General features: G+C 37.5%; 19 protein-coding genes. 9 read left to right on the plus strand and 10 right to left on the minus strand.

Going from position 1 to position 16611, the window contains the following annotated elements; genetic code table 11:
* Positions 1-39: 39 nt before the first annotated feature.
* From qoxB to qoxD, 3 genes are read left to right on the plus strand one after another with little or no spacing between them, the layout of a single operon-like run.
* Positions 40-1983 (plus strand): cytochrome aa3 quinol oxidase subunit I, encoded by a 1944-nt coding sequence (gene qoxB, locus ACY3XC_RS11810; protein WP_464868708.1) that lies wholly within the window; start codon positions 40-42, stop codon positions 1981-1983.
* 3 nt (positions 1984-1986) lie between these two features.
* The gene (qoxC, locus tag ACY3XC_RS11815) at positions 1987-2583 is read left to right on the plus strand and encodes a cytochrome aa3 quinol oxidase subunit III (protein WP_464868709.1); all 597 of its coding nucleotides are present in this window, start codon (positions 1987-1989) and stop codon (positions 2581-2583) included.
* A gap of 1 nt (position 2584) precedes the next feature.
* Positions 2585-2866 carry a cytochrome aa3 quinol oxidase subunit IV gene (gene qoxD / locus ACY3XC_RS11820; protein ID WP_464868710.1) on the plus strand — a complete coding sequence of 94 codons (282 nt, stop codon included), beginning with the start codon at positions 2585-2587 and terminating at the stop codon, positions 2864-2866.
* 15 nt (positions 2867-2881) lie between these two features.
* On the opposite strand, the gene ACY3XC_RS11825 is transcribed toward qoxD, so the two are convergent.
* From ACY3XC_RS11825 to ACY3XC_RS11835, 3 genes are all read right to left on the minus strand, one after another.
* Positions 2882-3145, minus strand: coding sequence for a hypothetical protein (locus tag ACY3XC_RS11825; RefSeq protein ID WP_179158660.1), 264 nt, complete (start codon positions 3143-3145; stop codon positions 2882-2884).
* Between the two features lie 131 nt (positions 3146-3276).
* Positions 3277-4596 (minus strand): hemolysin family protein, encoded by a 1320-nt coding sequence (locus tag ACY3XC_RS11830; RefSeq protein ID WP_464868711.1) that lies wholly within the window; start codon positions 4594-4596, stop codon positions 3277-3279.
* Between the two features lie 164 nt (positions 4597-4760).
* A complete protein-coding gene (locus ACY3XC_RS11835; RefSeq protein ID WP_464868712.1) occupies positions 4761-5549 on the minus strand; it encodes a TerC family protein in 789 nt (262 codons plus the stop codon).
* A gap of 436 nt (positions 5550-5985) precedes the next feature.
* On the opposite strand from ACY3XC_RS11835, the gene ACY3XC_RS11840 reads away from it, so the two are divergent.
* Positions 5986-8055 carry a peptidoglycan D,D-transpeptidase FtsI family protein gene (locus tag ACY3XC_RS11840; RefSeq protein WP_464868713.1) on the plus strand — a complete coding sequence of 690 codons (2070 nt, stop codon included), beginning with the start codon at positions 5986-5988 and terminating at the stop codon, positions 8053-8055.
* A gap of 49 nt (positions 8056-8104) precedes the next feature.
* Here ACY3XC_RS11840 and trhA read toward each other — a convergent pair whose 3' ends face one another.
* The 3 genes from trhA to ACY3XC_RS11855 all read right to left on the minus strand — a co-directional run bounded on the left by trhA (position 8105) and on the right by ACY3XC_RS11855 (position 10221).
* A complete protein-coding gene (trhA, locus tag ACY3XC_RS11845; RefSeq protein WP_464868714.1) occupies positions 8105-8752 on the minus strand; it encodes a PAQR family membrane homeostasis protein TrhA in 648 nt (215 codons plus the stop codon).
* 353 nt (positions 8753-9105) lie between these two features.
* Entirely contained in the window at positions 9106-9711 is a 606-nt protein-coding gene (locus ACY3XC_RS11850; protein WP_464868715.1) for a LysE/ArgO family amino acid transporter, read from the minus strand.
* Positions 9712-9777: 66 nt separating this feature from the next.
* Complete coding sequence (locus ACY3XC_RS11855) at positions 9778-10221, minus strand: GNAT family N-acetyltransferase (protein ID WP_464868716.1); 444 nt, start codon at positions 10219-10221, stop codon at positions 9778-9780.
* A 116-nt stretch (positions 10222-10337) separates the two neighbouring features.
* Between ACY3XC_RS11855 and ACY3XC_RS11860 the strand changes: the two genes are divergently transcribed.
* Positions 10338-10685 (plus strand): hypothetical protein, encoded by a 348-nt coding sequence (locus ACY3XC_RS11860; RefSeq protein ID WP_179158667.1) that lies wholly within the window; start codon positions 10338-10340, stop codon positions 10683-10685.
* Here the strand turns inward: ACY3XC_RS11860 and ACY3XC_RS11865 are convergent.
* On the minus strand, positions 10682-11311 hold the full coding sequence (locus ACY3XC_RS11865) for a TVP38/TMEM64 family protein (RefSeq protein ID WP_464868717.1): 630 nt from the start codon (positions 11309-11311) through the stop codon (positions 10682-10684). The genes ACY3XC_RS11860 and ACY3XC_RS11865 overlap by 4 nt on opposite strands.
* A gap of 345 nt (positions 11312-11656) precedes the next feature.
* Here ACY3XC_RS11865 and ACY3XC_RS11870 point away from each other — a divergent pair, with 345 nt between their 5' ends.
* Both ACY3XC_RS11870 and corA read left to right on the plus strand, forming a co-directional pair.
* Complete coding sequence (locus ACY3XC_RS11870; protein ID WP_464868718.1) at positions 11657-12835, plus strand: TIGR04053 family radical SAM/SPASM domain-containing protein; 1179 nt, start codon at positions 11657-11659, stop codon at positions 12833-12835.
* Positions 12836-12965: 130 nt separating this feature from the next.
* Positions 12966-13916: a magnesium/cobalt transporter CorA gene (gene corA / locus ACY3XC_RS11875; RefSeq protein WP_464868719.1), complete on the plus strand. Its 951-nt coding sequence runs from the start codon at positions 12966-12968 to the stop codon at positions 13914-13916.
* 32 nt (positions 13917-13948) lie between these two features.
* On the opposite strand, the gene ACY3XC_RS11880 is transcribed toward corA, so the two are convergent.
* Complete coding sequence (locus ACY3XC_RS11880; protein WP_179158671.1) at positions 13949-14260, minus strand: hypothetical protein; 312 nt, start codon at positions 14258-14260, stop codon at positions 13949-13951.
* Between the two features lie 224 nt (positions 14261-14484).
* Between ACY3XC_RS11880 and ACY3XC_RS11885 the strand changes: the two genes are divergently transcribed.
* Together ACY3XC_RS11885 and tatA are read left to right on the plus strand one after the other, a co-directional pair.
* Complete coding sequence (locus tag ACY3XC_RS11885) at positions 14485-15507, plus strand: M42 family metallopeptidase (protein WP_464868868.1); 1023 nt, start codon at positions 14485-14487, stop codon at positions 15505-15507.
* Positions 15508-15528: 21 nt separating this feature from the next.
* Entirely contained in the window at positions 15529-15744 is a 216-nt protein-coding gene (gene tatA, locus ACY3XC_RS11890) for a twin-arginine translocase TatA/TatE family subunit (protein WP_179158672.1), read from the plus strand.
* A 35-nt stretch (positions 15745-15779) separates the two neighbouring features.
* Here the strand turns inward: tatA and ACY3XC_RS11895 are convergent, their stop codons facing one another.
* Positions 15780-15905: a hypothetical protein gene (locus tag ACY3XC_RS11895; RefSeq protein WP_256989071.1), complete on the minus strand. Its 126-nt coding sequence runs from the start codon at positions 15903-15905 to the stop codon at positions 15780-15782.
* A 19-nt stretch (positions 15906-15924) separates the two neighbouring features.
* Complete coding sequence (locus ACY3XC_RS11900; RefSeq protein WP_464868720.1) at positions 15925-16509, minus strand: hypothetical protein; 585 nt, start codon at positions 16507-16509, stop codon at positions 15925-15927.
* Positions 16510-16611 lie beyond the last annotated feature (102 nt).

The following is a 16611-nucleotide window of genomic DNA, read 5'->3' on the forward strand; positions in this document are numbered from 1 at the left end:
AATAAAAAAGTAATCTTCCGTTGAAAGGAGATATAATAAATGGATTTCTTTAATCGATTTGCCGTTCCACATCCTAGTATTGCGATTTATGCATCGATGGCTGCAATTGGCCTTACACTTATTGCTGTTATTGCCGGGATAACTTATTTTAAAAAATGGGGTTACCTATGGCGTGAATGGTTAACAACTGTTGACCACAAACGAATTGGTATTATGTATTTGCTATCTGCCCTCCTCATGCTATTCCGAGGCGGGGTTGATGCCATCATGATGCGTGCTCAGCTGGCTGTACCAGAAAATACACTGCTTGACGCACAGCATTATAATGAAATTTTCACCACACACGGGATCGTAATGATCCTCTTTATGGCAATGCCATTCATCATGTTCTTTATGAACTTTGTTGTTCCACTACAAATCGGAGCACGTGATGTGGCATTCCCACGCTTGAACGCATTAAGCTTCTGGCTATTCTTTATGGGTGCGATGTTATTCAACATTTCATTCGTTGTCGGAGGTTCACCTGACGCAGGCTGGACATCTTACTTCCCGCTTGCAGGCAACGAATTTAGTGAATCTGTCGGTACCAATTATTATATGATTGCGATTCAAATTGCAGGTATTGGTACATTAATGACAGGAATAAACTTCATCACTACCATTCTCAAAATGAGAGCGCCTGGGATGACATTAATGAAAATGCCAATGTTTACTTGGTCCGCTTTAATTGCGAACGTAATTATCGTTTTTGCTTTTCCAGTATTAGCTGTGTTACTTGCAATGGGAACCTTGGATCGTCAATTTGGAACACATTTCTTTACCATGGATAATGGCGGTATGGATATGCTTTGGGCCAACATTTTCTGGGTTTGGGGACACCCTGAAGTATATATCTTAATCCTGCCGGCTTTCGGTATTTATAGTGAGATCATCTCCACCTTTGCACGTCGTAACCTATACGGCTATACATCAATGGTTGGTTCGATGGTTATTATCTCTCTTCTATCCTTCTTAGTATGGGCGCACCATTTCTTTACCATGGGGCAAGGTGCCTTAACAAATAGTATCTTCTCGATTACGACAATGGCAATTGCCGTTCCAACAGGTGTGAAGATTTTTAACTGGCTGTTTACGCTAAGAAAAGGAAAAATCGTTTTTACTACGCCAATGCTTTATAGCATGCTTTTCATTCCGCTTTTTACACTTGGCGGAGTAACCGGAGTCATGCTAGCAATGTCTGCAGCAGACTATCAATATCATAATACGATGTTCTTAGTCGCTCATTTCCATAACGTTATTATTCCTGGTGTTGTCTATGCAATGCTTGCTGGGCTGCATTATTACTGGCCAAAGATGTTTGGCTTCATGCTAAATGAGAGAATTGGAAAATGGACGGCATGGTTAATGTCTATTGGCTTTATATTGGCTTTCATGCCGATGTATATTTCAGGTTTAGATGGCCAGGCACGCAGGATGTACACATATTCAGAATCTGCTGGATTTGGACCAATGAATATGATTTCTTTTGTTGGCGCGGCGATAATGGCCATTAGTTTTGTGTTAATTGTTTACAATATCTACTATAGTACTCGTTATGAATCAAGAGATATTAGTAATGATCCTTGGGATGCGCGTACACTAGAGTGGTCTACACATACACCAGTACCAGAATATAATTTTGCTATTTTACCAGATGTACGGTCCAATGAGGCATTATGGGATGCTAAGAAAAATGGTCATGTACTATTTAAAGGTGAATACGAGAAAATTCATATGCCAAATAATAGCGGTATCCCATTTATTATGAGCTGTATCTTCTTTGTATGGGGATTCTCCTTTATATTCAGTCTGTGGATTCCTGTCATCGTTACTACTCTAGGAATTTTCGGATGTATGGCTCTAAGGTCATTTGAGCAAGACCATGGCCGTTATATCTCTGTTAAAGAAATTGAAGAAACAGAAACAAATTTGCGAGGTGCTTAAAAAATGAAAATAGATAACTCGCTTCCATTAGAATATAGTACCGAAGAAAACAGTTTAAAAATCTTAGGATTTTGGATCTTCCTTGGTGCCGAAATTATGCTTTTCGCTACCCTTTTCGCTACCTATTTCACTTTAGAGAATAGAACGGGAAGCGGACCAACTGGTGAAGAGATTTTCCAAATTACTCCTGTTTTATTTGAAACAATCCTTCTATTAACTAGTAGTTTTACTGTTGGACTTGGGATTCATGCGATGCGTATCGGGAAACAAAAAGCGATGATTACCTTCTTCTCCCTTACACTTCTTCTTGGTCTTGCCTTTTTAGGAGTGGAGATTTTTGAGTTTGTTACCTATGTACATGAAGGTGCAGGATTACAAACCAGCGCATTTACAGCTGCCCTGTTAACCACACTTGGAACACATGGAGCACACGTTACACTTGGATTTTTCTGGGGATTATTTATTATCCTGCAGATTAAAAAACGTGGATTAACTCCACAAACAACCAATAAAGCATTTATCTTCTCACTTTATTGGCATTTCCTAGATGTTGTTTGGATTTTCATCTTCAGCTTCATCTATTTGAAAGGAATGATGTAATATGAGCCAATTATTTCCGATGAAGCAAGTACTTGGTTTTGTATTTTCTTTACTCCTTACAACCGTAGCACTTGCGGTATATTTCTTAGATATGTCGTTTGCAGCAGGAATGACAACCTTACTTGTTACAGCATTCATCCAAGCAGGACTTCAACTAGTTGTTTTTATGCATGCTGGGGAAACAAAGGATAAAGGTGCAATTTACACAAATGTATTTTACGGTTTGATCATAGCACTTGTAACAGTGTTTGGAACGTTACTCGCGATGCTTTGGGATATGTAATTGAAAAAGGAGTACCTATTGAATAGGTGCTCCTTTTTTTGATTTAACTGGACCTACTTTCGTCCCTATATATGATTTTTCTAACATTTCATCTGTTACGACTAAAAACACACCAATCAGAAAAATAAATACGGCACCAACTGATGTTCCAATTCCAATTGGAACCAAAATGTTGTAACCGGTTACAAATATTCCGGCAATAAAAGCCAAAATACCCATAGTTAGAACAGTTAGGCCGACATACGTTACAGCATTAAGGAATTTCTCTCTACTTTTCATAACAACGTATCCCCTTTCTATATATTAATTATTGACCGCGTTCACAAAATTGTCAAACTTTTTTTAAGAATCGATACTCTATTCTTGACATAGCAAAACAAGCAATTCCCCAATTAGGCGGAATTACTTGTTTAGTTTTTTTCTTCTGCTGTAAAAACCTTCTTCGCTTCTATTAATAAAATATGATGTCCTTCAATTTCCTTAACGGTGAAGATGACCCCTTCCTCTTCAATCTCGTCACCCTTTTTAGCATCAAAATTCCGTGTCAGAAACCAGCCGCCTATCGTATCCATTTCATCATCTGATAAATTGGTCCCTAAAAGATCATTCACTTCATTAACCAATACTTTTGCATTGAAACAATAATGATCTGGACCGAGTTTCCTAATTTCCGCGACTTCATCAGTATCGTATTCATCACGGATTTCACCAACAATTTCTTCTAAAATATCCTCAACGGTTACCAATCCCGAAGTCCCGCCATATTCATCAAGGAGAATGGCCATATGTGAACGTTCTTTTTGCATTTTCACCAGTAAGTCATGAATGGGAATCGATTCAATGACGCGAATAACTGGTTTTAACATAGGTTGTAAGGTAGTATCCTTTAGGATTTCTTCTTTTTTAATCTCTTCCGTTAAAATTTCTTTTATATTTATAAGTCCTAATATATTATCCTTATCCCCATCAACTACAACAGGGTAACGTGTATATTTTTCTCTCTTTATGACTTCCCTAACGGTTTCAACACTATCATTCATATTCAAGGTAACCATTTCTGTCCTAGGAACCATGATCTCTTTTGCAATTCTTTCATCAAACTCAAATATATTGTTCACGTACTCCAGTTCGCTTTTGTTAATCTCGCCGCTTTCATAGCTTTCTGACAGCAGTATCCGCAATTCCTCCTCTGAAAGTCCTAATTCATTTTCAGAGACCGATTTGAACCCAAACCAGCCAACAAGTACTCGAGCTGAGTTATTTAATACCCAAATGAATGGGTACATAAGTTTATAAAACCAAATCAAAGGTTTAGATGTCGCAAGAGTAATTTGTTCCGCTCTTTGGATCGCTACTGTTTTAGGAGCTAACTCTCCAATTACAACATGCAAAAATGTAACAGAAGCAAATGCCAAACCAAACGATAAAATATGGGATACTGCCTCATTTAATTCCAGCCGCTTAAATAATGGAAACAATAAGCTCTCAACCGTGGGTTCTCCCAGCCAGCCGAGGCCTAATGCTGTAACAGTTATACCAAGCTGGCAGGCTGATAAATATTCATCCAAGTGGGTAGTCACATGTTTGGCAGCTTCTGCCCCTTTTCTGCCTTCTACAATTAATTGTTCAATTCTCGATCCCCTTACTTTCACGATAGCAAATTCTGTTGCAACAAAAAACCCAGTTAACGCGATTAATATTGCAATTAAAAGAAGATTTATGATTGTCAATCGCTGACCTTACATGGTGTAAGGCTTACACCTCCATAATAAATGTATGTATACGTTTATTCATACCCATAATCAGCTCTTTTTACTGAAAGAAAGCTGCAATCGATTGAATGCAGCTTCCTTTCAAATCTTAGTATTATAAGTTTTCCTTTATTGATAGTAAATTATGAGGCTTTTGTATCTAATTTCGCTTTTTCTACAACTTGATCCTTTGATAAGAACCAGCCTGCTGCAGCAATTCCCACTAACACTGCGTAAAACGTTAGTTTCCATTCGGTTGAATGGGCAAATTCTTCACTTAATACCGCAAGCGACGGATGTGAAAGTGTGTACACGGCAAGCTTTACACCTACCCAGCCAACAATACCGAATGCTGCAATTTCTAATCCAGGTCTTCTTTCTAACAGCTTAACAAATTGATTAGCAGCAAAACGCATAATCACTAGACCAATAATCCCACCAGCAAAAATAACTAAGAACTTTCCACCATCTAGACCCCCGATATTAGGAAGCGGCGTTTCTGGCAGCACAACTGCAAGTGCTACTGCAGCTAAGATGGAATCGACCGCAAAGGCAATATCTGCTAATTCTACCTTAAAGACAGTTGCCCAAAATCCACTTTGCTTAGCAGGTTTCTCTTCCAGTTTATTTTCTGCTTTTCCATTAATAGCTACTTTACGGACAATATGATTAATCGCCATAAATAACAGATAAAGGGCTCCGATTGCTTGAACCTGCCATACATCCACTAGGAAAGAAATAACAAATAATGAAACAAATCGGAACACAAACGCACCAGCTAAACCATAAAACAAAGCTTTCTTTCGATCTTCTTCAGGAAGGTTTTTAACCATGATTGCAAGTACTAAGGCATTGTCTGCTGCTAATAATCCTTCCAGTGCTACTAACACCAACAATACCCATCCATATTCCAGCAATAGAGAAAAGTCCATCAATAAGTCCTCCTAAGTAAGTAAGTTTTTTTCTAAAATATCCCTTTCGCTGCAATAAAAAAGCCTTTACCCTGGGCAAAAGCTGCAATTCGCTTTTACCCTGGTAAAGGCCACAAAAATACAAAAAGACCTTTACCGTTTGTGCAGTAAAGGTCTTGCTAACAACGTCACGTTGCCAATAAAGCCGGAGAAAATTACTTCTCGGAATGACGACTTTATTGTCCAGCTACTCCCCTTTAAAAAGGAAATATTTTATTACTAATACTATATGATAGAACCGACAAATCGTCAATACCAAAATTTAGCTATTGCCATATACTCCAGAACTAATAGGAAATCCTTTACATTTCTTCAAATATAATCGTAAAATAATAAATAATTACCAATTCTCTTATGAGGACATACTAACCAAAATGTATCAAGGATGTGAAAAAATTTGGAGAAAAAGAAAAAAAAGAAATCTCATTTTCCAATCCGCCTCAATCTGCTATTTTTCAGTGTTTTTTTGTTATTTTCCATCCTAATTTTGCGCCTGGGATTTGTTCAAATCGTATACGGGGAAAATTTTAAACGTGAGTTGGAAAGAAAAGAAGATATTACGATCAACAACCCTGTACCTCGGGGGAAAATGTTTGACAGTAATTACCGAGTCATCGTTGACAATGTTCCAAAACGCGCGATTACATACACAAACATGGGAGCCAGCCAGAAAGAGATGCTGGATACCGCTGAAAACTTAGCAAAATTAATTGTTAAGAATTTTGATAAAATGACGCAACGGGAAAAAAGGGATCTTTGGATCCTCAAAAATCCGGAAAAAGCGGATGCAAAAATTACTAAAAAAGAATTAGATTTATTTAGAGCAAAAAAATTAAAAGATAATGATTTATATAAATTAAAGATCGAAAGAATCACCGAAAATGAAATAAGTCAATTAACGCCAGAGGAGCTAGAAGTCTGGTCCATCTATCTTGAATTTTCGAGCGGTTATAAATTCACCCCGCAAATTGTCAAAAATGAAGATGTCACACCGGAGGAATTTGCGATTGTGAGTGAAAATCTACAATCCCTTCCAGGAGTTGACACCACAACAGACTGGGATAGGTCCTATGCCTTTGATCAAACATTAAAATCAATCCTGGGGAACGTAACCAAAACCGAGGAAGGTCTGCCTGCAGACCGACTAGATCATTTCTTATCATTAGGGTACAACCGTAATGACAGAGTAGGAAAAAGCCAGCTTGAACTGCAATACGAAGATGTACTCCATGGACACAAATCAAAGGTTAAAACGATAACAGATAAGCAAGGGAATGTCATTGAAACCGAAGTGGTTTCGGATGGAAAAAGAGGCAAGGACCTCGTCCTTACCGTCGATATGGTTTTACAAAAAGCTGTAGAAAAAATCATTGAAGAAGAGCTCTGGGGATTGAAAAATACGCCTAATACCTCTCTCTTGGATCGCGCGTATGTCGTGTTAATGGATCCGAATAATGGGGCCGTTTTAACAATGGCAGGAAAAAGAATAGTGAAAAATCCTGAGACCGGAAAATTAGAAATGCAGGACGATGCACTAGGTACCATTACGACTACCTACAATGTAGGTTCTGCTGTGAAGGGTGCAACGGTTTTAACTGGTTTTAAACAAGGTGTTATTAAACCAGGCACTCGAATAAATGACACAGGAATTAAAATCAAGGACACTCCACTGAAAAAGTCTTATTCCTATTTAGGTACACTGAATGATGTCGATGCGTTAAAATTATCGTCAAACGTTTATATGTTCCATACTGCCATTAGAATTGGTAAAGGAAATTACCAATTTGAACAGCCTTTAAGCCTTGCTCCAAATACGGTTGACATCATCCGAAATTCTTTTGCAAGCTTTGGACTTGGTTCTAGAACAGGTATCGATCTGCCAAATGAATCTAGTGGACTAAAAGGGCCAAGCCGGCTCCCTGGTCATATAATGGACTTAGTAATTGGACAATATGATACGTATTCTCCAATGCAGTTAGCACAATATATTTCAACCATTGCAAATGGCGGAAAAAGGATGAAACCACATATTGTAAAGGAAATACGAGAGCCTATCGATAATCATACAGATGAAATTGGTCCTGTTTTTCTAGAAATTAAACCAACTGTCCTTAATACGATCGATGCTGAACCTGCATGGATTGACCGGGTCCAATTAGGCTTCAAAAAAGTATTCCAGGAGCCAGGGGGAACAGCATATAAACGTTTTACCGGTGTCCCCTACTCTCCTGCAGGAAAAACTGGTACGGCGGAAGCATTTTATGATGGACCATTACGTGCTAATTTCGGTAAGGAGCCTCCTCCGGTTATGAATTTAAGCTTAGTTACTTATGCACCGAGCGCTAATCCTGAAGTGGCAATGGCTGTGATTGTCCCTTGGGCCTACCAAGGAACCACCGATAATGGAGCAAACTTTCTTATCGGGCGGAGAGTGATGGATACTTACTTTTCCATGAAGAACAATTAATTAGAAAAAGGCGTCTGGTATTTTTTAACCAGACGCCTTTTTCAATTCACTATTTAATTGGTAATACATAAAACAATACGCAGAAAAAGTGAAGCACAGTTGCTGCGATTACAAAGAGGTGCCAGATTGCGTGGTGGTAGCGGAACCCGCGCCATACATAAAAAATGGCACCAAAGGTATAAAGAAGACCGCCAATCATTAATAATGTCATCCCTTCGGAGGGAAGCTTGGCCGCTAGTGGATTCCACACGAAAACCATCATCCACCCCATGACAACGTAAAGAATGGTGGATGTAAATAAGTATTTTTTTGTAAAAAAACACTTGAATACCGTCCCGGCAATTGCGAGTCCCCAAACGATACCGAACAGTGACCAGCCTAAAGGACCTCTAATTACAATGAGCAGAAATGGTGTATAAGTTCCAGCAATATAAAAGTAGATAGAGGAATGGTCGAAAATTTCAAATATGTCTTTTGCTTTACCTTCAGGAAAACTATGTACCAATGTTGATGACATATACAAAATGAACATGGAGGCTCCATAAATCGTAAAACTAACAATGTGCCATGCCGTTCCGTAGAGTGTGGAAAAGACAATTAATATGACCAAAGCAGCAATACTAAGCATGGCACCAATTCCGTGCGTAATCGAATTGGCAACTTCCTCTTTCCGTGAAAATACATGTGTGTTTGCCATTTCTCAAAGCTCCTTTTTAACTCTTCTTCAATTTCTTCATTAAGTCTATTATGCTCTTTTTTGGACTCCAACAGTTAAATTTATAATTAGTTTTGGTTTCAAACCCTAAACGACTGCAGTAATAAATCATACGATCTGATTTTCTTTCCGCTTTAAAATGCCTGCAGGTGGCGCAGAAATGGAAGTCTTTCATTATATTCCCCTCCACAGATTTACCAATCTATTAATTATTCATTCATAGTTTGTTCATATTTTTTCGTTAAGATAAATTACAGGTTCAGTAACAGGCAATCCTCCCCCCTTTATTTTATAGATTCTTTACCCATACCCGGCAATTTGCCGGGTAAATTTTTTTAAAACGAAAACACTAGGTATACCACTGTTCCCCACATGATTACAGCAGATATTTTGTTTAACGTGTTAATGAATTGGCCCGTTTGATCAAGTTTTCCTACCAATCTGCCAACGACGGATAATCCAAAAAACCATAACCAAGAAACGAAAATACATACCATAGTAAAGACTGCCTTTTCTATTCCTGTGTACGCTATTGAACTTGTTCCGATTACTCCAATTGTATCCATTATGGCATGTGGATTTAACAATGAAACAGACGCAGCAAAGGTAATTTGTTTTTGCGCTGTAAATAGTTGACCACTATTCTCCTCTGTACTAGGTTTACTTTTCCATGTTACATAGCCCATATATAATAAAAAAGCAATCCCAATTACACTCAATGCTATTTTTAAAAAGCTGATTTCTAAGACAACTGCGGAAATTCCTAAAACAGCCAACGAAATTAAGAGTGTATCACAAAGTGCAGCTGTTAAAACCACTGGTAATGCATTAGTCCATTTTGGCTGTAAGGCACCCTGATTAAATACAAAGACATTTTGTACCCCTAAAGGTAAAATTAGTCCGAAGGCTAAAATAAATCCATGAATTGCAGCACTTATCATCCTGTCTCTCCTAAACATAATAATACTGGCTGTCTACTAAATGAGCAGACAGCCTTTTTGACGATATTATATTTTTCTTTGCATAAATATCTCTGGGTCATCGAGTGTCTGAAAACCGTATTGTTCATAAAGACCATGAGCGTCGAAAGTACATAACATCATTTTCCGAACATCTTTTAGTTCGGATTGCTCCACCATCGTTTCCACCATCCATTTCGATAAGCCTCTTCCCCTATATTCAGGAAGGACAAATACATCCATAATCCAAGCGAATCTTACAAAATCAGTTACCGCCCGGACAAAACCAATTTGCGTTGCATCCCCTTTTGCAGGATCTCCCTCATACATTCCAAAGCAAATCGAGGATTTCTCTATCGATTTCTTTACTTTTTCAATCGTAATACCTTTGGCCCAGTAAGAATCAACACTTAAAAAATGGTGAATCACATCAGTATCAAGATATTGCTTATCTGTACTAATAGTAAAACCAGCCTTTTCCCAACTAGACATCTTCCATCACCTTCCATAAATTAGGGATAAACTACTATCTTGTTGTATCTGAAGTATACTTCCTTCCTTGCCTGTCAATAACAATACCAAACACTAGAAGAAAGAGGTGTCATGGCATGAAGGGAATCTATTTTATTAATGATAGGATAAGATTAAATGGGCTTTCGAAGGAAGAAAGCTTTAAACTCCAAGAACAATCTATATTACCTTACATTCAACAGCATAAAATCGAAGTCGTTAAGTTAAATCCATACCAACTTTATGACTACTACACGATTCCACACGCGCTGTTACATGATCTAAAAAAGCATAAAAACTATCTTGATTGTTTGGTTCAGTACTCTCCTTTCGTGATGGAAGATTTTATTAATTCGTATCCAGCACGATGGTTCATTTTAAAAAGCTTCTTTAAAGAAGTCATTACAATTGAAGAAAAAGACCTCCCAGTAAAATACATTGTTTAGTCCAATGATCCTTTAGCCATTTTACGATAAATTATGAAAAAGTTAATAATGAAAATAATGAGAATATAACACCCATATAAAACAAAAGAAAATAACTTATTGCTGCTAAAAGAAGCACCCGCATAGGATAAAATCAATATGTTTGGTATTTTCCCTATCGTTGAAGCGGCAAAAAATATCAGCCAATTCACGTTACTTAAACCACAAATAATGTTGACAACAGGCGCTGGGATGATTGGAATCAGTCGGCAGGTTAGGATAGCAACAAAGGAATTTCTATCAAGAAACTTCTCATATTCCTGAGCTTTCGGATAATTCTTTAACTTAGATTGTGCATAATCCCGGAAACCGTACCTGCTTAAATAGAAGAAACCTATTGTTCCAGCCATTGCTCCCGTTAAGGAAACGATCACTCCTTGAGTGGCTCCAAATACTCCGCCAATAAGACCAGCTAGGACAGGAAAAGGAATGACAGGAAAAAAGACGCATATGGCAACAAACAGCATGCTAATGAAAATAGAAAGTACTCCGCCTGCCTTCATTATTGTAAGCAGTTCATCTTTTTGAAAAAAACCAATTGCAATGACAATCAATAATAATGATAGGCTTAGGATTCTTTTAACCATCAATTTCTCCTAATCTAATTTACTCTTCATAGTTAAGTATAAAGGTAAATGCCCTTTACATAAACCATAAATATTCAGATTTTTTGAACAAAAAAAGACCTCTATCGTTAGATCAACCCTTATCCATCAAGGATTTCCGATCACAATATCTATTAAAAATACAATAAATAGTAGTAGTTTGATAGTTTTTAGAAAAAGGAATGTAGAAATATTGTAACAAACCTTATGAAATATTGTAACAATCCTTTCATGCACAACGAAAAGAGAGACCTATAATAAACACATAGAAACATTTTTAATGATTTTAATTGTTCTTAAAAAATTTAATGAATCTTGGTGATGACAATGCAAGCAATAGGAAAAGGACACCCACACGCAATGGGACATCCACACGGAGTAAGCAAGGGCATTGATTATGATGTAAACCCCTTTATTGTAATTTGGGAAGTAACGCGCGCATGTGAGTTAAAGTGTGTACACTGCCGAGCTGATGCCCAGTTAACTCCAGATTCTCGTGAATTAACGCATGAAGAAGGAATTAATTTAATTGATCAAATTTATGAAATGGACAATCCAATGCTCGTTTTCTCAGGCGGAGATTGTATGATGAGAGAGGACCTTTTTGAGCTTGCAGATTATGCGGTTAAGAAAGGCATGCGTGTTTCGATGACACCAAGCGCAACCCCAAATGTTACGAAAGAAAGAATGGAACGTGCTAAAGATGTCGGCCTTTCCCGCTGGGGCTTTAGCCTTGACGCACCGACTGCTGAAATTCACGATAAATTCCGCGGAGTACCTGGTTCCTTTGACCTGACACTTGAAAAAATAAAATACTTAAATGAATTAAAAATGCCTTTACAAATAAATACTGTTATCTCTCGTTACAATTACGACCATCTTGAAGAAATGTCTAAACTAATTGAAGAGCTTGGCGCCGTTATGTGGTATATTTTCTTACTCGTTCCAACCGGACGAGGTCAAATAGATGCGTGTATCACACCTGCAGAGCATGAAAAAGTATTCCGTTGGTTGTACCAGCTAAGTAAAACAGCTCCTTACGACATTAAAACAACTGCTGCACAGCATTACCGTCGAGTTGTTTTACAAGAAAAAGCACGTGACCATGTTATTGAAAAAGGTGAAATTCGCTACGAAGACTCTATCACCACTGATTTTGCTTCGATGCACGATGGTTTAAAACGTGCACCAAAAGGTGTAAATGACGGAAATGGCTTTGTCTTTGTTAACCATATTGGAGATGTCATGCCAAGCGGCTTGCTGCCTATTGTCGGCGGAAATATCCGTGAAACGCCGTTAGCCGAAATTTATCGTGAAGCAAAAGTATTTAAAGATCTTAGACAGCCAGACAACTATAAGGGCAAATGCGGAGTATGTGAATACAACAAAATTTGTGGCGGATCTCGTTCAAGAACCTATGCGGTTACAGGAGACTATATGGAAAGTGAACCTTTCTGCGTTTATATCCCTCAAGCAATGAGAAAAAAATCAGAACAAACTGTATAAGCAACTATAGGCATTCCATTGGAATGCCTTTATTATTCCACTAATCCTGTTTTGAAAATATCACCTTTTATCGTTATGATTATACATGTAGATCATTTTTAAATTCTGAAGAATGAATAAGGTGTTAAATATGTTAAAAACCATTGCCGTTAACGAAAATTATCAATTGATTCATGATTTGAGCCCCACTGAGTTAGTCCAAGGTAATTATTTATGGTATTGGATTGATTTTGGGCAGCCATCTCAAAGTGAAATTGAGGTTCTAAATGAACCCCTTCACTTTCACCCACTAGCAATCGAGGATTGTATCTTTACACTGCAGCGACCAAAGCTAGACTACTATGAGGATAATACTTTTTTTGTTACACAAGCTCTAAATGCACTCACCTTAACAAAAGAAGAAATTGATTTCTTCCTTGCAGAAAATTATATTGTTACCTTTCACCATAATCCATCACCTGAGATTGATGAAGTATGGGACAGATTATCTCTTTCATCAAAGGCTAGAAAGTGGAATCCATCACAAGTGTTATACCATGTCTTAGACAAAATGGTGGATAATTATTTTCCGCTTGTCTATCAAGTGGAGGATACATTAAATGAATTAGATGAGAATTCTAAGGGGAGATCAATGGAGGCCCTATTAGAGGATCTTTTCGATACAAGACACCAGCTTTTAGCTTTAAGACATACCGTTACACCAATGAGAGATTTGGTATATCGAATTATTAATTCACAACGGATGACCAAAATGCAGATAAAAATGGAGTATTTCTCTGACATTCATGATCATCTTTTAAAACTTACCGAAATGGTTGAAGCGAATCGAGAATTAGCGTCTGACATCCGAGACAGCTATATTTCTTTAAATTCACATCAAACAAACCATGTCATGAAGGTCCTTACTGTTATTACTACCCTTTTTATGCCTCTTACCTTTATCGCGGGAATATATGGGATGAACTTTCACTACATGCCTGAATTAACATGGAAATATGGTTATTTTTCCACTTTATTCTTAATGTTTTTAGTAGTGTTAGGAATGTCTCTGTGGTTTAAAAAGAAGGGATGGTTCAAATAAAAAAAAGACTAGGCCGCTTAGTCTTTTTTCTGTTATTCCCAATTTTCGTACGTAACCGTACCCCCTGTTAAATCAATGGTATTCCGCTCACCCTTATAGTAAGTTCTTCCATCCTTTTCGAAAATATAATTTTCATAGGTAAAAACCTCTTTTCCATCTGGAAGATGGATGACAACTTGGGAACCAAGATTTTCTTCAGGTGATTCAATTTTTATTGTACTTAGATAATAATACCGAAACACGAAAAAACCCACGCTCAATATCATACACATTAAAATGAAAAAAAATGGTCCCTTCCAGGAAAATTGCTTCGTTTTTTGGTGATATAGTTCGAATCTGGTCATTTTTCTCCCCCATAAACGATAAGTTATTTTATAATTCTAAATTATTCCTTTTATACTTATTTATCCCATTTTTAATTAAATCCACACTTCCTAAACTATGCAAGGAACACGAAAAAGTTGCCGAATTTTGAATTCGATTGATTTTTCTATACAATGTTATAATAGGAAAGAGTGTAATTTCGAAGGGGGATTTAGCTTTGACAAACAAGAATACAGAGGAAACAATGAAATTATTGGTGGATTTAGTATCGATACCAAGTCCATCAGGGAATACCAATGAAGTCATTTCCTATGTTGAAAATTACCTGGCAGAATTAAAAGTTGAAACTAGAAGAAACCGTAAAGGTGGTCTTATTGCCACTATAGAAGGAAAGGATTCTAGGCAGCATCGTATGCTTACGGCACACGTAGATACTCTGGGGGCTATGGTAAAGGAAATTAAGTCTAACGGAAGACTGAAAATCGACTTGATTGGCGGCTTTAAGTATAACTCGATTGAAGGTGAATATTGCCAAATCGAAACCAGCAGCGGAAAAAAAATAACGGGAACCATTCTTATGCATCAAACCTCTGTCCATGTATACAAGGACGCTGGAAAAGCTGAGCGCAACCAAGATAATATGGAAATCAGGATTGACGAAAAAGTACATAATGCAGAGGATATTAGAGCACTAGGAATTGAAGTTGGCGATTTCGTTTCCTTTGATCCGCGGGTAGAAGTAACTCCAAGCGGATTTATTAAATCGCGTCATTTAGATGATAAAGCAAGTGTAGCCATACTACTTCAGTTAATTAAGCAAGTAAAAACTGAAAACATACAGCTGCCGTACACCACCCATTTCTTAATCTCGAACAATGAAGAAATCGGATATGGTGGTAATTCCAATATCACACCTGAAACCGTCGAGTACTTGGCCGTTGATATGGGGGCTATGGGCGATGGACAATCAACCGATGAATACACAGTTTCTATTTGTGTAAAGGATGCAAGTGGACCCTATCATTACGAACTTCGCAAGAATTTAATACGACTTGCTGAAGAAAACAATATTGAGTACAAACTCGATATCTATCCCTTCTATGGCTCGGATGCCTCAGCAGCCATTCGCGCTGGGCATGACATCGTACACGGGTTAATAGGTCCTGGAATCGATTCCTCCCATGCTTTTGAACGAACACACGAATCATCGATTGAAAATACAGCAAAGCTTTTATTACATTACGTACAATCTAATCTAGTTTTTTAATATTTTAAAAGGAGGTTCGGGATGTTTTCTAACATTGGTGTACCCGGATTAATCTTAATTCTAGTGCTTGCCTTAATTGTCTTTGGACCGAATAAACTGCCTGAAATTGGCCGTGCATTTGGTAAATCCATTCGTGAATTCAAGCGTGCTACAGATGGAATTACGAATGACATTAAGGAAGAATTTAAGGATGATCTAAAAGAGGCACAGAAAGAAAAGATTGAATTAAAAAAATAAAAAAATGCAAGCTGCATTGTTGCAGCTTGCATTTTTTATCTTCGCGATTTATCAGCAAAGTTTTGAAGTTGGTTTATTATTTTCTTCCTTGCTTTATCATTTCTCAATAGATATGCTGCCCCTAATGCAGCTGTTGTCATTAATAATCGATTTCTTGCCAAGTGATTCAACTCCACAATTCTATTCTGCTAACATGGTCTTTATCTTTTCATTATGTTGTTTAGACTGATCGAGAAGTTGATTTAATAATTCTGCTGCCCGCTTATCATTTTTCGTCTCAACTGCAGACTTTAGGTCATGGAAAGTTTTCCAATGACCCATTGCTTTCCCGCCGTGAGCTTTTTGAACAAATTCCTCTTTTGTTATTTTTCCTTCATCTAACTGTTTCTTTAACTCTTGAATCTTCGTCATTTTTTCTTGCTTCCACTTTTCACGTTTCTCAGCATTTTCAGGACTTAACCACTTGTTTCTTAATTCCTTTTTCTCAGCTAATACCTTTGTCCATTCTGCTTTTTTATCAGGGGTAAATTGATCCACCCATCCTAGCAGCCTTTGTTCACGCTCCGCCATTTTTGCCTGCCAGTCTTTGTGATTATGCTCCTGTTTTTCGCAATCACATTCTTCTGTTTCCTTCTCTCCATCTTTATCCTGAGAGCCTGGTACTGCTGGTTTTTCACTTCCTCCTGGCGTTTGTACATTCGCAGATACAAAAACTGGCATCGTTAGTATTAATCCTAGCAAGATCATCAACATTCTTTTTTTCATAGCTATTCTCCTTCTTTCTTACTATATTCTTATATTTAACCAGTTTTTAATTTGGCACGAATTTATCATTCCCTGTAAGTCGAAAAAAATTTACCAATTCGA

It is taken from the genome of Bacillus sp. CZDM1 (assembly GCF_055502545.1).